Annotated in this window: 19 protein-coding genes and 1 tRNA gene; 14 read left to right on the top strand and 6 right to left on the bottom strand. The window is 44.1% G+C overall.

Going from position 1 to position 17,601, the window contains the following annotated elements:
* The first annotated feature begins 236 nt into the window (after positions 1–236).
* Genes HY805_10065 through HY805_10075 form a run of 3 tightly spaced genes read left to right on the top strand, consistent with a single transcriptional unit; the run spans position 237 to position 3,641 of the window.
* A complete protein-coding gene (locus tag HY805_10065) occupies positions 237–542 on the top strand; it encodes a phasin family protein (GenBank protein MBI4824556.1) in 306 nt (101 codons plus the stop codon).
* Positions 543–2,240, top strand: coding sequence for an AarF/ABC1/UbiB kinase family protein (locus tag HY805_10070; GenBank protein MBI4824557.1), 1,698 nt, complete (start codon positions 543–545; stop codon positions 2,238–2,240). It begins immediately after the preceding gene.
* Positions 2,241–2,243: 3 nt separating this feature from the next.
* On the top strand, positions 2,244–3,641 hold the full coding sequence (locus HY805_10075) for an L-seryl-tRNA(Sec) selenium transferase (protein MBI4824558.1): 1,398 nt from the start codon (positions 2,244–2,246) through the stop codon (positions 3,639–3,641).
* A 2-nt stretch (positions 3,642–3,643) separates the two neighbouring features.
* Here HY805_10075 and HY805_10080 read toward each other — a convergent pair whose 3' ends face one another.
* The 6 genes from HY805_10080 to HY805_10105 all read right to left on the bottom strand — a co-directional run bounded on the left by HY805_10080 (position 3,644) and on the right by HY805_10105 (position 9,333).
* A complete protein-coding gene (locus tag HY805_10080) occupies positions 3,644–3,943 on the bottom strand; it encodes a hypothetical protein (protein MBI4824559.1) in 300 nt (99 codons plus the stop codon).
* A 97-nt stretch (positions 3,944–4,040) separates the two neighbouring features.
* On the bottom strand, positions 4,041–5,441 hold the full coding sequence (locus HY805_10085) for an amidophosphoribosyltransferase (GenBank protein ID MBI4824560.1): 1,401 nt from the start codon (positions 5,439–5,441) through the stop codon (positions 4,041–4,043).
* Positions 5,442–5,531: 90 nt separating this feature from the next.
* Entirely contained in the window at positions 5,532–6,737 is a 1,206-nt protein-coding gene (locus HY805_10090; GenBank protein ID MBI4824561.1) for an ABC transporter permease, read from the bottom strand.
* Positions 6,724–7,395, bottom strand: a complete 672-nt coding sequence (locus HY805_10095; protein MBI4824562.1) for an ABC transporter ATP-binding protein — start codon at positions 7,393–7,395, stop codon at positions 6,724–6,726. The genes HY805_10090 and HY805_10095 overlap by 14 nt, the downstream gene beginning before the upstream one ends.
* Positions 7,388–8,626 (bottom strand): efflux RND transporter periplasmic adaptor subunit, encoded by a 1,239-nt coding sequence (locus tag HY805_10100; protein ID MBI4824563.1) that lies wholly within the window; start codon positions 8,624–8,626, stop codon positions 7,388–7,390. Before HY805_10100 ends, HY805_10095 begins: the two co-directional genes overlap by 8 nt.
* Entirely contained in the window at positions 8,623–9,333 is a 711-nt protein-coding gene (locus HY805_10105; protein MBI4824564.1) for a protein-L-isoaspartate(D-aspartate) O-methyltransferase, read from the bottom strand. The genes HY805_10100 and HY805_10105 overlap by 4 nt, the downstream gene beginning before the upstream one ends.
* 104 nt (positions 9,334–9,437) lie before the next feature.
* On the opposite strand from HY805_10105, the gene HY805_10110 reads away from it, so the two are divergent.
* The 11 genes from HY805_10110 to HY805_10160 all read left to right on the top strand — a co-directional run bounded on the left by HY805_10110 (position 9,438) and on the right by HY805_10160 (position 17,524).
* A tRNA-Gly gene (locus tag HY805_10110) sits at positions 9,438–9,510 on the top strand.
* A gap of 95 nt (positions 9,511–9,605) precedes the next feature.
* The gene (locus HY805_10115; GenBank protein ID MBI4824565.1) at positions 9,606–10,262 is read left to right on the top strand and encodes a hypothetical protein; all 657 of its coding nucleotides are present in this window, start codon (positions 9,606–9,608) and stop codon (positions 10,260–10,262) included.
* A 257-nt stretch (positions 10,263–10,519) separates the two neighbouring features.
* The gene (locus HY805_10120) at positions 10,520–10,789 is read left to right on the top strand and encodes a hypothetical protein (GenBank protein MBI4824566.1); all 270 of its coding nucleotides are present in this window, start codon (positions 10,520–10,522) and stop codon (positions 10,787–10,789) included.
* On the top strand, positions 10,761–10,931 hold the full coding sequence (locus tag HY805_10125) for a hypothetical protein (GenBank protein MBI4824567.1): 171 nt from the start codon (positions 10,761–10,763) through the stop codon (positions 10,929–10,931). Before HY805_10120 ends, HY805_10125 begins: the two co-directional genes overlap by 29 nt.
* Positions 10,931–11,752, top strand: coding sequence for a c-type cytochrome biogenesis protein CcsB (gene ccsB / locus HY805_10130; GenBank protein ID MBI4824568.1), 822 nt, complete (start codon positions 10,931–10,933; stop codon positions 11,750–11,752). The genes HY805_10125 and ccsB overlap by 1 nt, the downstream gene beginning before the upstream one ends.
* Positions 11,749–13,011, top strand: a complete 1,263-nt coding sequence (locus HY805_10135; protein MBI4824569.1) for a glutamyl-tRNA reductase — start codon at positions 11,749–11,751, stop codon at positions 13,009–13,011. Before ccsB ends, HY805_10135 begins: the two co-directional genes overlap by 4 nt.
* The gene (gene hemC, locus HY805_10140) at positions 13,008–13,949 is read left to right on the top strand and encodes a hydroxymethylbilane synthase (GenBank protein MBI4824570.1); all 942 of its coding nucleotides are present in this window, start codon (positions 13,008–13,010) and stop codon (positions 13,947–13,949) included. Before HY805_10135 ends, hemC begins: the two co-directional genes overlap by 4 nt.
* A 77-nt stretch (positions 13,950–14,026) precedes the next feature.
* Positions 14,027–14,476: a dTDP-4-dehydrorhamnose 3,5-epimerase family protein gene (locus HY805_10145; protein ID MBI4824571.1), complete on the top strand. Its 450-nt coding sequence runs from the start codon at positions 14,027–14,029 to the stop codon at positions 14,474–14,476.
* Between the two features lie 17 nt (positions 14,477–14,493).
* Positions 14,494–15,426 carry a glycosyltransferase gene (locus HY805_10150; GenBank protein ID MBI4824572.1) on the top strand — a complete coding sequence of 311 codons (933 nt, stop codon included), beginning with the start codon at positions 14,494–14,496 and terminating at the stop codon, positions 15,424–15,426.
* Between the two features lie 32 nt (positions 15,427–15,458).
* On the top strand, positions 15,459–16,706 hold the full coding sequence (gene lysA, locus HY805_10155; GenBank protein ID MBI4824573.1) for a diaminopimelate decarboxylase: 1,248 nt from the start codon (positions 15,459–15,461) through the stop codon (positions 16,704–16,706).
* Positions 16,707–16,711: 5 nt separating this feature from the next.
* Positions 16,712–17,524 carry a diaminopimelate epimerase gene (locus HY805_10160; protein ID MBI4824574.1) on the top strand — a complete coding sequence of 271 codons (813 nt, stop codon included), beginning with the start codon at positions 16,712–16,714 and terminating at the stop codon, positions 17,522–17,524.
* The last annotated feature ends 77 nt before the right edge of the window (positions 17,525–17,601 follow it).

Genomic DNA, 17,601 nt, shown 5'->3' on the forward strand with positions numbered 1-17,601 from the left:
ATGAAGACACCCCCCCTCCCCAGTAAACTAAACTTAGGAAGGGAAAAGTAGAATGAACGCTTGAACACTCAAAAAGATGATAAAACTATTGAATTAAAAGAGAAAATCCCTGAAAACAGAGCTAAAGAATGAACATATAAAAAAAGGAGAGCGATACAAGACCTTTTGACAACTGTGTTGAGAGGTATTATACTCTTATCATGGAAAATCTCGATAAAACCTGAAAGGAGGCTTATATGGCAGTATTCGATGTCGTAAGAAAGGCATTGCTTGCAGGCGTTGGCGCACAAGAAAAGGTCAAGGACTTGATAGAAGAGTTCATAAAAAAAGGTGAGCTCAGTGAGTCTCAGGGCGCAAAGCTCGTGAAGGAATGGACATCTCAGGCAGAGAAAAGCACAACAGAGCTTAGCAAAAGCATCTCGGATGCAGTTACAAAGGCAATGGAAAAATTGAATCTTCCAAAAAAGGATGATATTGACAAGCTCTCCGAAAAGCTCACGACACTTTCAGAGAGGGTTAAAAAGATAGAAGAAAGGCAGTAGTTGAACTTCCATAGACTAACGAGAACATATAAGACGGCAAGAAGACTCCAACAGATAATCAATGTCTTTCTGAGGCATGGCTTTGGCAGGATTATAGACCAGATTCACTTAGGCAGGTATATACCTTTTAGAAAGAGGCTAAAGACATTTGGTCAGTGGCCTGTCCTGAAGGGACCCACTGTCCCCGAAAGACTGAGGATGGCATTTGCCGAATTAGGACCATCTTTTATAAAACTTGCCCAGCTTCTTTCGGCAAGGCCAGACCTGATTACAGCCCGATACGCAGATGAGTTCAAGAAGCTTCAGGACGAGGTTCCTCCGTTTTCAGAGGAAGAGGCAATAAGGATTATCTCAGAGGAGATTAAAATGCCAATCGAAGGTGTATTCTTGGATTTTCATCCTGTTCCTACAGCCGCGGCATCTATTGCGCAGGTGCATCATGCAACACTCCTTAATGGACAGAAGGTTGTGGTGAAGGTCCAGAGACCTGCCATCAAAGAACAACTCGAAACCGACATCAGCATGCTCACAACGCTTTCAAATATGATGGAGAAATATATTCCTGAAAGTAGGTTTTTTAATCCATCTGGAATAGTTCAGGAGTTTTCAAAAACAGTAAGAAGGGAATTAGATTTCAGGGAAGAGGCAAGAAACTGTAATCGTTTCAGGAGGAATTTCGAGAGTAACCCGGATATATGCATCCCGAAGGCATACACCGAGTTTCTAACAGAAAAGGTTTTAGTCCTCGAGAGGATAGAGGGCGTGAGGATTGACGATATAGCAGGCATAGAGGCATTATGCCTTGACAGAAAGAGGCTTGCCAAACTGGGTGTAGATGCTTATTTCAAGATGATATTAGAGGATGGCTTTTTCCATGCAGACCCTCATCCGGGAAACATCTTTGCCATGCCAGATGGCAGAATAGGCTTCATGGACTTTGGCATAGTTGGCAGGGTCTCGGATGAGCTGAAAGAAACAATGGCTCATACATTTCTTGCCCTTATAAACAAGGACTTCGATAAGCTGATAGACCAGTATATAGAGCTTGGATTGGTATCCGAGGATATAGATATAGATGTCTTCAGAAAGGAGTTTAAGGCAGACCTCACGGACTTCCTCGAGCCTATCTACGGAATGACACTCGGTGAGATTAACTTTAGCGAATACCTTGGCACTATAATACATCTTGCAATGAAGCACAATATGAAGATACCTTCTGACCTTCTGCTTATCAACAAGGCAATGCTCATACTGGAAAACCTTGGGGTTCAGCTTGACCCTGACTTTGACTTTATCTCTTCTGCCGAGCCTTATGCCTCTAAGCTTGCAAGAAAAAGACTAAGCCCATTAAGGCTATACCGCAATCTAAGCAAAAACATATCAGAGGCAGGCGAGTTTATTTTTCTTTTCCCAAAGCAGATGAAAAAGCTCACAAGGAAGCTCCTGAGGGACGACTTCCATATGAAGCTCACACATATAGGACTTGAGCAATTCATAAAGGACATGGACCGCTCTTCTAACAGGATTGCCTTTGCAATGATTATAAGCTCAATTATCGTCAGCTCTGCAATAATGCATGCAACTGGCGTTGGTCCAAAGATATACGGCATGTCCATATTAGGGTTTCTTGCATTTGGCTTTGCATCCTTCCTCGGCATATGGCTTATAATATCCATAATCAGGTCAGGCAGGCTCTGAGGCATGGCTAAGAAAGAAGCCCTAAAAAAACTTCCTTCTGTTGATGAGGTATTAAAAAGCCCCTATGGCGAGAAGTGGCTTAAGGCTTATCCGAGAAGGTTTGTCCTTGAATCGGTAAGAGAGCTCATCGACAGAAAAAGAAGGCTTATCCTTTCAGGCGAGACAGTCTCATCCTTAGATATGGAGACACTATCGCCTGAAATAAATTCCCTTATAGAGCAGTTATCCTCTTACAGCCTTATGCCCCTTATCAATGCAACAGGCATAGTCATACACACTAATTTAGGCAGGGCTATACTTTCTAAAAGTTCAATCCAGCATATTTTGGAAACTGCCTCAAGGTATTCAAACCTCGAATATGAGCTTAAAACAGGCAGTAGGGGAAAACGCTATAGCCACATAAAAAGACTTTTAAGAGACACAACTGGCGCAGAAGACGGAATTGTAGTAAACAACAATGCAGGCGCAGTTCTCGTTTGCCTTTCAAGCCTTGCAAAGGGTAAAGAGGTGATAGTCTCAAGAGGCGAGCTTGTGGAAATCGGAGGCTCCTTTAGAATCCCCGATGTCATGCAGGCAAGTAGTGCAGTCTTAAAGGAAGTAGGAACAACAAACAAAACCCATCTTTACGATTATGAAAATGCAGTAGGCAAAGACACAGCCCTCATACTCAAGGTGCATCAGTCAAACTATAGGATAACGGGCTTTACAGAGGATGTGCCCATAGAGGCACTTTCCCTGCTTGGGAAGAAACATGGATTACCTGTGATGTATGACATGGGAAGCGGATGTCTCATCGATTTAACGCCATACGGAATACAAGGAGAGCCGATTGTGGCAGATGCATTGTCAAAGGGTGCAGACATTGTGACATTTAGCGGAGATAAACTCCTCGGTGGGCCACAGGCAGGCATTATCGTTGGCAAGAAGGACTACATAGCGAGGATAGAGAAGAACCCACTTCTGAGGGCACTGAGAATAGACAAGCTTACTCTTTCTGCGCTTGAGGCAACGCTCATGGAATATATGGATGAGGATAAGGCAAAAAGGAACATCCCGTGCCTGAGGATGCTGATTGAGCCTCCTTCCTCCATAAAGGAAAGGGCAAAAAAGGTTTCAGGAATGCTCAAAAGATATATAAAGGATGCGGATATAGATGTCATGGAGGACTTCTCGCAAGCAGGCGGAGGTGCACTTCCCGAGGTTAATCTTAAGACATATGTGGTCTCGATAAGCACGAGAGTCCTTACACCAAACAAATTAGAAGAAAGACTAAGAAAATGTAATCCGCCTGTTATAGGAAGAATCAAGGAGAATGCACTTTTGCTCGATATGAGGACTGTAAATGGCTCTGAGATAAAACCACTCATCAGCTCTCTAAGGACTGCCTTGAGCCAAAGCTAACCTTATTTTTTTAGCTTATTCAAAAGCAATATCGAAATCTGGTAATTTGCTCCTTCTTCCCTTCTTACGGTCTGATAGAAGTCGCAGAGCTCGCAGTTTTTGTATTTCTGTGCAAATGAGCCTTGAACATCTCCACCACACCATGTGCCTGCCACAACCCAACATGCCCTTCCTGCGTTTTTTCCTCCATGAATGCCATTAAGCTTTGCCTCTGTAGTGGCAGGACAGATTCCATTTTGTTTTTCTCTTTTTCCACCCGGCTGTCTTCCACAACCCTTAAATTCCCAGCAGTTCCTCTTCATTTGTTACCTCCAGTTTTTCTCCCTGCCCTCTTATTATTTTATTTTGGGTCTTCGGAGATTATATTATATTTTATATCAACCTTTAAATTTTTTCTCATCAGAATGCAAATCCCATCTGGTGTAACTTCTCTCCCGGGAAGCTTATTGGATAGTGATTATCAAAACATGCTGTACAGTAATTTTCAGGGTTTGGCACAATGTCTTTGAGTCCACCGAGATTTAGATATGAAAGGGAATCCGCTGTAATGTATTTTTTTATCTCATCTATGGAGTGCGTGGTTGCAATTAGCTCCTGCCGTGTGGGAGTGTCTATGCCGTAAAAACATGGCCCTATATTAGGCGGAGAGCTGATTCTCATATGAACCTCTTTTGCTCCTCCTCCTTCTCTTAGCATTTTTACGATTTTCTTACTTGTCGTGCCCCTTACTATGGAGTCATCCACCACTATGACCCTTTTGCCCGAAAGAAGCTCTTTGACAGGGTTTAGTTTTATCTTCACGCCGAAATGCCTTATGCTCTGTCTGGGCTCTATGAATGTCCTTCCAATGTAGTGGCTTCTTATAAGTCCAAAATCGAAATGTATTCCGCTTTCCTCTGAAAACCCAATTGCCGCAGGCACTCCCGAGTCAGGCACTGGTATAACGATGTCTGCATCGACAGGGGATTCTTTTGCAAGAAGTCTTCCGAAGTTTTTCCTCAGCTGATTGACATTGTTTCCGCCAAAGATATAGCTGTCAGGACGGGAAAAATATATAAACTCAAATATGCAGAAAGCCCTTCTTGGGCTTGAAAGGGTTTTTATCGACCTTATGCCATTGTCGTTAATAATCAGCATCTCTCCTGGCTCTACATCCCTAAGGTATGTGCCTCCTATAAGGTCAAATGAGCATGTCTCCGAGGCAACTGCATATGTGCCATCGACCCGACCGATACAAAGAGGTCTTACGCCATAAGGGTCTCTGACTGCTATAATCTCCTTTTCCATTAAAAGGAGGAGGCTGTATGCACCACTTACAGCCTTGAGGGCATCTAATATTCTTTCGTATACATCTTCGTTTTTTGAGTGGGCTATAAGATGAATAATGACCTCGCTGTCTGATGTGGACTGAAATATTGCGCCATCTGCCTCTAACTTTTCCCTTAACTCCTTTGCATTGACGAGGTTGCCATTATGTGCGATAGCAAGCATTCCTAAGGCAAAGTTGGCAACTATTGGCTGGACATTCTTAAGAACGCTTGAGCCTGCTGTGGAATACCTGTTATGTCCGATGGCTATATTGCCTGGGAGGCGCTTGAGCCTCTTTTCGCTAAAAATGTCTGCCACTAATCCCATGCCTTTTTCAGTGTAAAGGTGTCTGCCGTCTGATGAAGATATTCCTGAGCCTTCTTGACCCCTGTGCTGAAGGGCATATAAGCCTAAATAGACAAGGTTTGCCGCCTCCTCGTGTCCATAGACACCGAAGATACCGCATTCCTCATGAAGTTTGTCTAATTCCATCTTCATTGCAAACAAGTGATGAGAGCATAATATTTTAACATAGATTCGGGTAATTGGTCGTGTCAACCATTTTCCGTATTTTACGCTACCCTATTCATATCTTAAGGCAACTATCGTGTCCTGAAAGGATGCCTTTCTTGCAGGATACACGCCAAAAAACACGCCCACTGCAAATGAAAATAAAAATGCAACCACAACCGACCACCATGTGAGATGTGCTGGAAGGAATTCCACGAAATAAGGGATTCCCAAAGACATCCCTCCTCCAAATATGATTCCGCATATACCACCTATGAGACTCAGTGCAACTGCCTCTATGAGAAACTGAAACAGTATATCCCTGTTCTTTGCACCCAATGCCTTTCTTATGCCAATCTCCCTTGTCCTCTCCCTCACCGAGACAAGCATTATGTTCATTATTCCGATTCCACCTACAATCAGAGATATTGCCGCAATGCCTGCAAGGACAGCAGTCATTATATTAAGTATCTTGCTCATAACGGCAATCATCTCGTCCTGACTCAGGATTGTAAAATCCTCCTTGCCTGCATGCCTTCTTATAAGCAGTCCCCTGATGTCCTCCTTAGCAGATGGAATCTGCTCTGCGTTTTTGACCTTCACCGTTATATTAAAGAGCCAGTCAGTGTCAAAGAGCTCTCTGGCAGAGCTGACCGGTATGAAGACAACATCGTCTACATCAAAGCCTAATGCAACCCCTTTTAGCTCCATAACTCCCACTATCCTGTATTTCGTATCCGTAAGCGTTACCTTTGCGCCAAGAGGGTTTTTGTCTCCCATGAGCTCTCTTTTTACTGTTCTTCCTAAAACCGCAACGCGCCTTGCATCATCCACATCGGATGCACTGATTGCCCTTCCAACGGCAATCCTCAAGTTTCTTATATTAAAATAAGCATCTCCAACGCCTACTACATAAGTGTCCCTGCTTTTGCCTTCATGTTTTATCTTTGATGTGCCGACAATAATAGGCACTGCGTAAAGTATATTTTGGGAGCGCTTCTCTATAAGGACGGCATCCTCGTATGTGAGTTTTCTTACGGCAGATGTGCCCATGTGCATTCCGCCTTCTCTGGATGTCTTTCCGGGCACAACGACAAGAATGTTAGAGCCAAGCTCCCCAAGCTCTTTCCGGATATATCTTCTTGCCCCCTCGCCTATTGCAACAAGAAGAATTACTGCCGACACTCCGATGACTACGCCAAGCATAGTGAGGGCAGACCTCACCTTGTTTGTATAAAGTGAGTCCTTTGCTGTCCTCAGTGTCTCAATAACATCCATTGTAACAGACCCCGTCTTTTAGGGTGATTACCCTTTCGGCAGTACTTGCAATGTCTTTTTCGTGTGTGACCATTATGATGGTCACACCCTCTTCCTTGAGCCTTGAGAATATATTCATAATCTCTACGCCCGAATGGCTGTCTAAGTTTCCAGTGGGCTCATCGGCAAGGATTACCGAAGGATTATTTATAAGTGCCCTCGCAATGGCAACCCTCTGCTGTTCGCCGCCTGAAAGCTCAGATGGCGTATGACCTGCCCTGTCAGAAAGACCAAGTTTTTCAAGGGTCTGGTAAGTCTTTTCCTGCCTTTCGTGTGAGGAGACCCCGCTATAAAGAAGCGGTAGCTCCACATTCTTCCATGCAGAAAATCTCGGAAGGAGATTGAAGCCCTGAAACACAAAGCCAATCTTTCTGTTTCTAATCTCTGCAAGCTCATTGTCGGTTTTGCCGCTTATATCGGTGCCTGAAAACAGATATAGCCCTGATGTGGGTCTGTCAAGACAGCCTATTATATGAAGGATGGTTGACTTGCCAGAGCCAGATGGTCCCATTATTGTAACGAACTCCCCTTCTTTGACCTCAAGGTCTATGCCCCTCAGCACCTCTATAGAAATCCTTGGAAGGGAATAGGATTTCTCAACTCTTTTGAGTTCAATGATCAGACTCACTGGTTTTTATCCTTACGCTGTCTTTTAGACCTGGGGTGTCAGGATTGATTAAAACCTCAGCGCCTTCTTTTATGCCTGAGATTATCTGAGTATATGTCCAGTTAAAAAGCCCTATCTTGACCTCCTTGAGTCTTGCCCTTGTGCCTTCTTTCACATAGAGATGTTTTTTCCCATCTTTTTCAACCACTGCCTGAGACGGAACTACAATGGCATCACCTGCCGTCGAGACAACTATCTCTATGTCTGCCGACATTCCGGGCTTCACCTGAATGTCTTTTCCCTTAAACCTGCTTCTTACTTCAAATGACCTTGTCTCTTGTTTTCCACCCAAAACCACAGGAGATATTGCATATAGCCTGCCAGAAAATGTTTTTTCTGGATAAGCATCCAGAGATATATGGACATCCTGACCTATTTTTACCTTTCCCACATCCGCCTCATCTATAAATGCCTCTATGTAAAACGAGTCTATTTTGGTAACAGTGGCAATGAGGGCTCCCTTTATAACAGTCTCGCCCAGCTTCACAGGTCGGGCCGACACAACACCTGAGATGGGCGATTTTATAAATGAGTATTTATAATTCAGCTCCGCAAGTGCCAGTTGATTGACCGCCTCTTTTATGGTTGCCTCCTGTGCCTTAATCTTGCCTTTCTTTGCATTAAGCCTGTCTTTTCCCGAAAGTGCAAAGTCGTAGTTTGCCTTTGAGACATCGTAATTCAACTCTGCGGAGTCAAGCTCGGTTTCCGAAACAAAGCCCTCTCCCTTAAGGTCTTTAAGCCTTTTAAGCCTTTTATTAGCCTCCTTGAGATTAGCCTCTGCCTTTTGAATGCCTGTCTCTACCTCTACCTTTAAAGCCTCAATCGCAGTCTTCATCTCCTCAAGCAGTGCCTTAGCTTTTTCATGTGATGCCTTGGCTATTTGAACTGAAAGATATGCCTCCTCAGAGTCAAGCTCTGCAATGGTTTCGCCTGCCTTTACAATGTCACCTTCCTCGACTAAGAGTCTTGAAATCCTTCCTATTCTCTGGGCAGTGACCTTTACCTCCATATCGGATTTTATGGTTCCTGTTGCAATGCCCGACACTGTAAGCTCGATAGACTGTCGGCTTGCTATCTGTGTCTTCACCTCGATAGATGTAAATCTCTTTTTTAAAGCAAAAAATAAAACTGCTGATACCAAAATTAGGATGAGCCAGAAGGATACCCTTTTATAAAATATCATCTTGTCTTTTCTACCTCGCCAACCATTGGGACAAAAGAAACTGGTCCCATCTGGGTAAGCTCTATCTCTGCCTTTTTCTTGGTTACAAGCGTAAGGGTCTGGTAATAAAGAGTGCTTCCAAGCGGAACAATGAGTCTTCCGCCTTCTTTAAGCTGTTTGATAAGAGGCGGAGGGATATGGTTTGCAGAGGCAGTTATGATTATGGCATCGAATGGTGCATACTCCTGCCAGCCAAAATATCCATCTGCATGTTTGACCTTGATGTTCCTGTAGCCCATCTCCTTAAGCCTCCTTTCAGCCTCCTCTGAAAGCCCCTTTCTTATCTCTATCGTATAGACCTCTTTGACGAGCTCGGCAAGCACTGCGGCTTGATACCCTGAGCCTGTCCCTATCTCGAGGACCCTGTCAGTTGGGCTAAGCATTAGTGCCTCTGTCATAAGTGCAACCACATATGGCTGCGATATTGTCTGACCCTCTCCTATAGGAAGCGGATAATCGCCATATGCCTTATCCATATAATGCCTCGGCACAAAGAGATGTCTTGGAATAGCTCTCATTGCCTTTAAAACCAGTTCATCTCTAATTCCCTTTGCCAATATGTCCTCCTCCACCATCTGCCTTCGCCTTTCGCTATAGATGTCACTAACCTCTGCCGAGGTCACAGAAAACAAAAGACATGCGGTAAGGAAAATAATATATCTAACCATATTTAATATTACAGCAAAAAACCTTAAAATGAACATAATAATTCATATCTATCGATACCGGTTGGATTGACTTTTATATAGAGGGTATTTTATAAAACACTTATGCGGGCGTAACTCAGTTGGTAGAGTGCCTGCTTCCCAAGCAGGTTGTCGCGGGTTCAAGTCCCGTCGCCCGCTCTTTCTGATATTTTTCCCTTGAAATATTTTATTAAAAATTTTAGAGTATAACCAGAATTATATTGGAATTATAATTTCAATAAAGGGAGGTCATTATGCCTGAGTTTAAAAGTCGTGAGGAATACGAGGAGTGGAAGGCTAAAAGGGCGGCAGAGGCTAAGGAGAAAATAGCAACAGGAGACATAAGGAAACCCAGTGTAGGACCTGTAGATACAAGTGAAAGTAAAGGAGAGACAAGAATGGGGATTAAAAAATTCTCACCTGTAATTTTCGGGATTATCATTATTTGTTTTTTCCTTCCGTTTATGCATCTTTCCTGTCAGGGGCAGAAGGTTGGCAAAAGCATTTCTGGTTTTCAGCTAATCACAGGCACAACCATAGACATGGACATGCCGGATATGAGCCAGATGATGCAGCAACAGCCAGGAGGCATGCCTGGGCAGGAGCCAACCGCGAAGGCTGGTCAGAAAGTAGAGATACAGCCATTTGCAATTGCGGCATTAGCAGTGGCAGTTTTAGGATTGGTCTTGAGCTTTCTTAGGGGCAATAAGAGTGCTATTGCACCTGCAATCTTAGGTGTAGTGGGATTGGTCATGATTCTGCTTTTAAAATCAAAGCTCGATGGCGATATCACAAAGGAAGCAAGCGGAATGGTTCGGGTGGAATATGAGTTTGGTTTCTGGATTACAGCTGCGTTTTTCCTCTTAGCCGCAGGTCTGAACATATTTGTTTTCCTTAAAAAAGAAGAGTAGGGCTGAGACACATCGTTATAGGAGTAGGAGGAAGCCAAAGCAAGGCAGGGAAGACAGAAGTTGCCTGTAACCTTTTAAAAAGGCTAAAAGGCTGGGCCGCTATAAAATACACTAAGACAAACCTTTATAGCTCTATCATAGATGACCCTGAGGTTCTGCGGCAGAAAGGCAAAGACACAGAAAGACTCCTTAGGGCAGGTGCCGAAGAGGTCCTATGGGTTTCATCCCCAAAAGAGGCTCTTAAAGAAATCCTTTCAATGGCAATAGATAGGCTTTCCCATCTTAAGGGCATTATCATCGAGGGCAATAGTGCGATTGAGGTTTTAATGCCTGATATTGTAATATTTGTATATAAAGGCGGATTTAAAAAATCTGCGGAAAACACCTTAAAGATGGCTGATGTTATTATAGGAGACAGAGGGCTCAAGCTAAAGGGAAAACCGGTGTTTTCTCCTGAGGACGAAGAAGGCTATATAAGCTTTATCATAGGACTTATAGATGGATACAAGGATAAAAGAGGTGCTTAAAGAGAAGTCATCCGAAGGCAGGATTAGCTGTGCCATGGCAAGGCAGATTGCAGAGACCTATAAGGTTTCTTACGGAGAGGTTGGAAGAGCCGCAGATGAGCTCAGGATAAAGATTACAGACTGCGAGCTTGGGTGCTTTTGATGGACACAGGCACCCTCTCATTTGAGCTTGCACTGACGCTTTATCTCGCCGCAGTACTTATAGGTATCATAGAGCTTTTCAAAAGCACAAAGACGACATCCCGTTTCATGCTTGTTATAGCAGGCTTTGGTTTCTTTAGCCACAGCATAAGCATCATCTACAGGTATGTCATCGCAGGGCACATACCAATATCGAATGCGCATGAGGCAACATCGTTTTTTTCATGGTGTATCGTTTTCATGTTTTTTATCATAGAATTCAGATACAGGATTGGCCTTCTGGGGTCTTTCATAATGCCGATTGTATTTGTCCTCATGCTTTCATCCTCCATGCTTCCAAGAGAGATTAAGGACCTGAGTCCTATGCTTCAGAGCAATTGGCTTGGAATACACACTGTGTTTGCGTTTTTAGGGAATGCCGCATTTGCCATGGCATTTGGCATCGGAGTCATGTATCTTGTGCAGGAGCGATTTGTAAGGTCAAAGCACATAGGGGACCTCTTCAGGAGGCTTCCATCTCTTCAGAGCCTCGATGAGATTAACTACAGGCTTATCACATGGGGATTCCCGCTTTTTACCTTAGCCATAATAACAGGCTCTTTGTGGGCAAACACTGCATGGGGCTCATACTGGAGATGGGACCCAAGGGAGGTCTGGTCACTCGTAACATGGCTCATCTATGCCACAATCCTCCATGCAAGGCTCCTCGCAGGCTGGAGAGGAAAAAGGGCCGCAATTCTTTCGATAATAGGCTTCCTTACGATACTCATTGCCTTCTTTGGCATAAAACTTCTTGAAAAGGGAAGGCATGTATTCCTATGAACATCCTTGTCGTTGGACTGAACCATAAGATTGCCGATGTCGAGGTAAGGGAAAAGCTTGCCTTTGAAGGTCCAAGGCTTCATGAGGGGCTCATGGGGTTGAAAGGGCTTCCGGGCTTTTTAGAGGCAGTGGTGCTTTCTACTTGTAACAGGGTTGAGATTTACACGAATGTATTGGACAAAGATGAAGCATCGGATGCCATTAAGGGATTCATATCGGAGTTTCACGGAATAAAAAGCCATCTCCTTGAGTCCGCACTTTATTTCCTGAGCGGAAAAGATGCAGTAAGGCATATCTTCAGGGTTGCCTCTTCTTTAGACTCTATGATTGTCGGCGAGCCCCAGATATTAGGTCAGCTTAAGGATGCATTCGAGTTTGCCCTACTTAAAAAGACAACAGGGGTGCTTCTTAATAAGCTCATGAAAAAGGCAATCTCCGTTGCAAAGAGGGTAAGAACAGAGACCAAGATTGCAGAGAATGCTGTCTCGATAAGTTTTGCGGGAGTGGAGCTCGCAAGAAAGATTTTTACGGATATCTCCGAAAAGTCGGTCATGCTTCTCGGAGCAGGCGAGATGGCAGAGCTTGCCGCAAGACATCTCGTCTCCTCTGGTGTCAGGGAGATTGTGGTTGCAAACAGGACTTTTGAGCGAGGGGTGGAGCTTGCTAAAGAATTCGGAGGCAGGGCAGTAAGGTTCAATGAGTTCCTTCATGAGATGAGGCACACAGACATAGTAATATGCTCCACAGGAGCACCAACATATGTTGTCACAAAGGCAGAGATGCATGCAGTCATGAAGGAAAGAAAACAAAAACCTGTATTCATAATAGACATATCGGTCCCAAGGAACATAGACCCTGAGATAAACAGGATGGAAAATGTATTCCTCTACGATGTGGATGACTTACAGGGCGTGATTGACACAAACATGCTCGAAAGGAAAAAAGAGGCTGAAAAGGCAGAAGGCATTATAGCAGAGGAAGTGGAGACATTCCTCAGATGGTTTGAGTCTCTGGATGCAGTGCCTGCAATCGTAGCCCTAAGAGAGATGGCAGAGGGCATAAAAAAGGAGGAGATAGAAAGGCTTCTTAATAGACTTCCTGAATTGGGAGAAAAAGAAAGAAAGGCAGTCGAATATATGGCAACTGCAATAGTCAATAAACTTATACACTCTCCGACAGTTGCCCTAAAAGAGGACTCGGAAGACAAAGAGTTTCTCATCGCAACCATAAAAAGGCTTTACGGCATAAACGGGCAGTGAAATCTAAAGTCATAATTGGCACACGCGGAAGCAAGCTTGCCCTATGGCAGTCAGAATGGGTGATGTCCAATCTTCAGAGACTTAACCCCAAGCTTCATGTTGTGCTTTTAAAAATAAAGACAACAGGGGATAAGATTCTGGATGTGCCTCTTTCAAAGGTTGGGGGCAAAGGGCTTTTTGTTAAAGAGATAGAAGAGGCACTACTAAAAGGCAAGGCTGACCTTGCGGTTCATAGCATGAAGGATGTCCCAACTGACCTGCCAGAGGGGCTTCACCTCAGTGCAGTCTTAGAAAGGGAAGACCCAAGAGATGCATTCATTGCAAAAAAAGGAATAAGCTCTTTTCAGAGCCTTCCTCATAATAGCCACATAGGCACATCGAGTCTCAGGCGCTCATGTCAGCTCCTTAGCTTGAGGCCTGATTTGGAGATAACCTCCTTAAGGGGTAATCTCGACACACGCTTAAGAAAGCTCGACGAAGGACGATTCGATGCAATAATCCTTGCACTGGCAGGCGTAAAAAGGCTCGGGTTTGAAAATGTAATTACAGAAATCCTTTCTCCAGAGATAAGCCTTCCTGCCATAGGACAGGGTGCGATAGGCATAGAATGCAGGGTAAAGGATGAATTCATAAACAGGCTACTGTCTTCGTTAAACCACACAGAGACAGCACTATGCGTTAAGGCAGAGAGGGCTATGCTCAGGAGGCTTGAAGGCGGCTGTCAGGTGCCAATAGCCGCACATGCAAGACTTCTAAAGAAAGAGCTTTTTATTCGAGGGCTTGTTGGAAGCATCTCAGGAGATATGATAATTAGGTCTGAGATAAAAGGAAGCCCTGAGGATGCAGATGCCTTAGGTATAAGGCTTGCCGAAGACCTCCTTACAAAGGGCGCAAGGGAGATATTAGATGAGGTCTATGGAAGAAAATATAGCCTGTAAACGGCGAGATTGCAAGTTGACTTATAGCTCCCTTCGATTGCTTTTTAAAAAGAGGAAATGGTATAAAATGTAGTGCCATGATAGATGGTGTTGTGATAAAACCTTTAAGAAAGATACCTGATGAGCGGGGCTGTATATATCACATGCTCAGGGCAGATGACCCTGAGTTTGAGAAGTTTGGCGAGATATATTTTTCCACAGTCTATCCCAATGTAATCAAAGGATGGCACATCCATAAGAGGATGACTCTAAACTATGCAGTCATACAGGGAATGATAAAACTTGTGCTTTACGATGAGCGAAAGGACTCGGCAACCAAAGGCGAACTTATGGAGCTTTTTATGGGAGAGGAAAACTATGTGCTTGTAAAAATCCCTCCAATGGTATGGAACGGAACAAAAGGCATAGGCATTAAGCCTGCGATTATTGCAAACTGTGCCACCCTTCCTCATGACCCTGAGGAGATTGAAAGGCTCGAGCCATTCGACAAAAGAATTCCCTATGACTGGAGCCTTAAACATCGCTGAGATTTAATTAACACATCATGCCTCTTGTAAGCGTCATAATGAACTGCTATAACAGCTCGAAGTATCTTCGGGAGGCGATTGACAGTATCTATAGCCAGACATTCACGGACTGGGAGATTATCTTCTACGATAACCTCTCGACAGACGAAAGCCCAGACATTGCAAAAAGCTATGACAGCAGGCTTAAATACTTCAGAGGCACGGAGTTTCTTCCACTTGGTGTAGCTCGGAACAAGGCATTCGAGAAGGCAAGCGGTAATTTCGTTTCATTTCTCGATTGCGATGATGTGTGGATGCCAGAGCACCTAAGCTCTCACCTTAATGCATTTCAAAAAGACACGATTGTCGTTTACGGCAATTTCCTGATAAGGGACATGGCATCCAATAAGGAGTATGTCCCTTTTGACCCTGAAGGGGAATTCCACTCAGGCAGTATCACAAGGCATCTATGTAAGAAAAACTTCATATGGCTTCAGTCTGCTTTGGTAAAAAGGGATGCCGTAGAGAAACTCGAGTATCCATTTGACCCTGTGATGCTTGCCGAAGAGGACTTTGACCTTATGCTCAGGCTTTCCGAGATAGGGGAATTCAGATATATACCTGAGCCAACATTTATTTATAGGATGCACGAAGGCAGTTGGACTTCCCTAAGAAGACATATCTTTGCACACGATGCCTCTTATCTTTTGGGGAAATACAAGGTAAGATTTCAAAAAGGCATGGTCAGGGACTTAGCAAGACAGTATCTTATGACAGTTCGTCTTGACCTAAGTGAGTCAGGCTTCAGGGTATTCCCATTTCTCAGACTCGGATTCAATCTAAGGCAGATAGGCATCTCGCTTTTATTTTTGCTTTTTCCGGGAAAAAATATATGGGCACTAAAGGCAAAACTGCGGAAACCCCTCAAAATCCTGAATTCCTTCTTGAGCCTTTTCAGAAAAGGAAAATGAGTTATATGTCAATAATAGTGGTAAATTAAGGTATGCATCTATTTAGATATAAAGGAAACGAGCTTTATGCAGAGGATGTTCCTGTAAAGACACTTGCGGACAGGTATGGAACTCCTTTATATGTCTATAGCTCAAACACCCTCCTCAGGCATTTAAATGCATATCAGGATGCATTCGATGGTTTTCCAAATATCATCTGTTTTGCCCTGAAGGCAAACTCAAATCTCTCGATACTCAGGCTTCTCGGGAAAAACGGCTCAGGCGCAGACATAGTCTCAGGAGGAGAGCTTTATAGGGCACTTAAGGCAGGCATCCCTGCCAAAAGGATAGTCTATGCAGGGGTCGGAAAGACAGAGGATGAGATAAGATACGCCATTGATGCAGGAATACTCATGTTTAATGTAGAGTCCTTCTCCGAACTTATGGAGATAGACAGGATTGCACGGGTGATGAAAAAAAAGGCTTGCATTGCCCTCAGGGTCAACCCTGATATAGACCCGGAAACGCATCCTTATATTGCAACAGGACTTAAGAGCCAGAAATTCGGCATACCAATAGAGGATGCGATTGAACACTACAAGTCTGCCGCAAGGCTCAAAGGCATTAACATTATAGGTATCCATAAGCATCTTGGCTCTCAGATAACAAAGGTCTCTCCTTTTGTCGAGGGGCTTAGAAGAACGCTTCTTCTTGTGGATAAGCTTGATGCATCGGGAATCGACATTCGTTACCTCGATATTGGTGGAGGGCTTGGTATTACCTATGACACCGAAACTCCACCTCATCCGAAAGAGCTTGCAAGGCATATAATCCCTCTTCTTAATGGAAGGCAGGGACTAACGCTCATAGTAGAGCCCGGCCGTTCTATTTCGGGTAACGCAGGAATCCTTGTCTCAAGAGCCCTATATATCAAAAAAACACAGGACAAGGAGTTTCTCATCGTGGATGCGGGAATGAACGACCTCATGAGGCCATCCCTCTATGGAGCTTATCACAGGATTATCCCTGTGATAAGGACAGGACGGCGTAATCGCATTCAGGACATAGTAGGACCTATATGCGAGTCAGGGGATTTCCTTGCAAAGGAAAGAGAGCTTCCGAGGATTCGTCCAGGAGAGCACATTGCAGTGATTGGTGCAGGTGCATACGGGTTTTCAATGAGTTCAAACTACAATTCAAGACCGCTTCCTGCCGAGGTCATGGTAAAAGGTAAAAGACACTTCCTCATTCGTAAAAGGCAGACATACGAAGACCTCATAGCAGGCGAAAGACTTCTGTGACGAGCATCGGATTTACAAAGATGCATGCCCTCGGAAATGACTTTATAGTGATAGATGTCAGGGAATCTATCCCAGAGGGCATTACCGAGCTTTCAAAAAGGCTCTGCCATAGACGGCTTGGCATTGGTGCTGACCAGCTCATTCTGCTTTTGAAATCCGATATCGGAGACCTGAGAATGAGGATATTCAATTCAGATGGTGGAGAGGTTGAGATGTGCGGAAACGGCATAAGGTGCCTTGCAAAATACATCTGGGACAGGGGGATTTCCGAAAAAGATACCCTTAATATAGAGACATTGGCAGGCATAATAAAGCCCTCTAAGGCAGGCAGTCTCGTCTCTGTGGATATGGGGGTCCCTATACTTGAAGGAAAAGACATACCTGTCAATATCTCTGGAAGGGTGATTGATTACCCATTGGAGATTCAAGATAGGCTGTTTAACATCACATGCGTCTCGATGGGAAATCCCCATGCAGTTATATTCGTTAAGTCGGTTTCAGGATTCCCTGTAAGCCATTATGGTCCCCTGATAGAGCGGCATCAGCTTTTCCCAAAAAGAACGAATGTAGAGTTCGTAGAGGTCCTCACGCCTACCCACATTAAGATGAGGGTATGGGAAAGGGGCTCAGGCGAGACCCCTGCCTGCGGAACAGGTGCATCGGCATCTGTTGTTGCAGGTATACTTAAAGGGCTTACAGAGAGAAATGTCAGGGTAGAGCTTCAATACGGAGACTTGTTCATAGAGTGGACATCCGAGAGTCCTGTCTATATGACAGGTCCTGCTGAAGAGGTCTTTGAAGGACAGATAGATATATAACATGCTTTGGTAGTCTAAAATCTTCTGTGTAAAATCTTCTGAAATCGTTGCCATCTCCTTTTTTTATAGGTTCAATT

This window comes from Nitrospirota bacterium (genome assembly GCA_016207905.1).
GTDB lineage: Bacteria > Nitrospirota > Thermodesulfovibrionia > Thermodesulfovibrionales > JdFR-86 > JACQZC01.

Excerpts from the sequence above, each read along its gene's own strand:
- ccsB (MBI4824568.1), top strand. The coding sequence starts at position 10,931 with ATGGACACAGGCACCCTCTCATTTGAGCTTGCACTGACGCTTTATCTC.
- HY805_10120 (MBI4824566.1), top strand. The coding sequence starts at position 10,520 with ATGGCAATAGATAGGCTTTCCCATCTTAAGGGCATTATCATCGAGGGC.
- HY805_10075 (MBI4824558.1), top strand. The coding sequence starts at position 2,244 with ATGGCTAAGAAAGAAGCCCTAAAAAAACTTCCTTCTGTTGATGAGGTA.
- HY805_10085 (MBI4824560.1), bottom strand. The coding sequence starts at position 5,441 with ATGGAATTAGACAAACTTCATGAGGAATGCGGTATCTTCGGTGTCTAT.
- HY805_10105 (MBI4824564.1), bottom strand. The coding sequence starts at position 9,333 with ATGGTTAGATATATTATTTTCCTTACCGCATGTCTTTTGTTTTCTGTG.
- HY805_10115 (MBI4824565.1), top strand. The coding sequence starts at position 9,606 with ATGCCTGAGTTTAAAAGTCGTGAGGAATACGAGGAGTGGAAGGCTAAA.
- HY805_10065 (MBI4824556.1), top strand. The coding sequence starts at position 237 with ATGGCAGTATTCGATGTCGTAAGAAAGGCATTGCTTGCAGGCGTTGGC.
- lysA (MBI4824573.1), top strand. The coding sequence starts at position 15,459 with ATGCATCTATTTAGATATAAAGGAAACGAGCTTTATGCAGAGGATGTT.
- HY805_10080 (MBI4824559.1), bottom strand. The coding sequence starts at position 3,943 with ATGAAGAGGAACTGCTGGGAATTTAAGGGTTGTGGAAGACAGCCGGGT.
- HY805_10090 (MBI4824561.1), bottom strand. The coding sequence starts at position 6,737 with ATGGATGTTATTGAGACACTGAGGACAGCAAAGGACTCACTTTATACA.
- HY805_10100 (MBI4824563.1), bottom strand. The coding sequence starts at position 8,626 with ATGATATTTTATAAAAGGGTATCCTTCTGGCTCATCCTAATTTTGGTA.
- HY805_10150 (MBI4824572.1), top strand. The coding sequence starts at position 14,494 with ATGCCTCTTGTAAGCGTCATAATGAACTGCTATAACAGCTCGAAGTAT.
- HY805_10135 (MBI4824569.1), top strand. The coding sequence starts at position 11,749 with ATGAACATCCTTGTCGTTGGACTGAACCATAAGATTGCCGATGTCGAG.
- HY805_10125 (MBI4824567.1), top strand. The coding sequence starts at position 10,761 with ATGGATACAAGGATAAAAGAGGTGCTTAAAGAGAAGTCATCCGAAGGC.
- HY805_10145 (MBI4824571.1), top strand. The coding sequence starts at position 14,027 with ATGATAGATGGTGTTGTGATAAAACCTTTAAGAAAGATACCTGATGAG.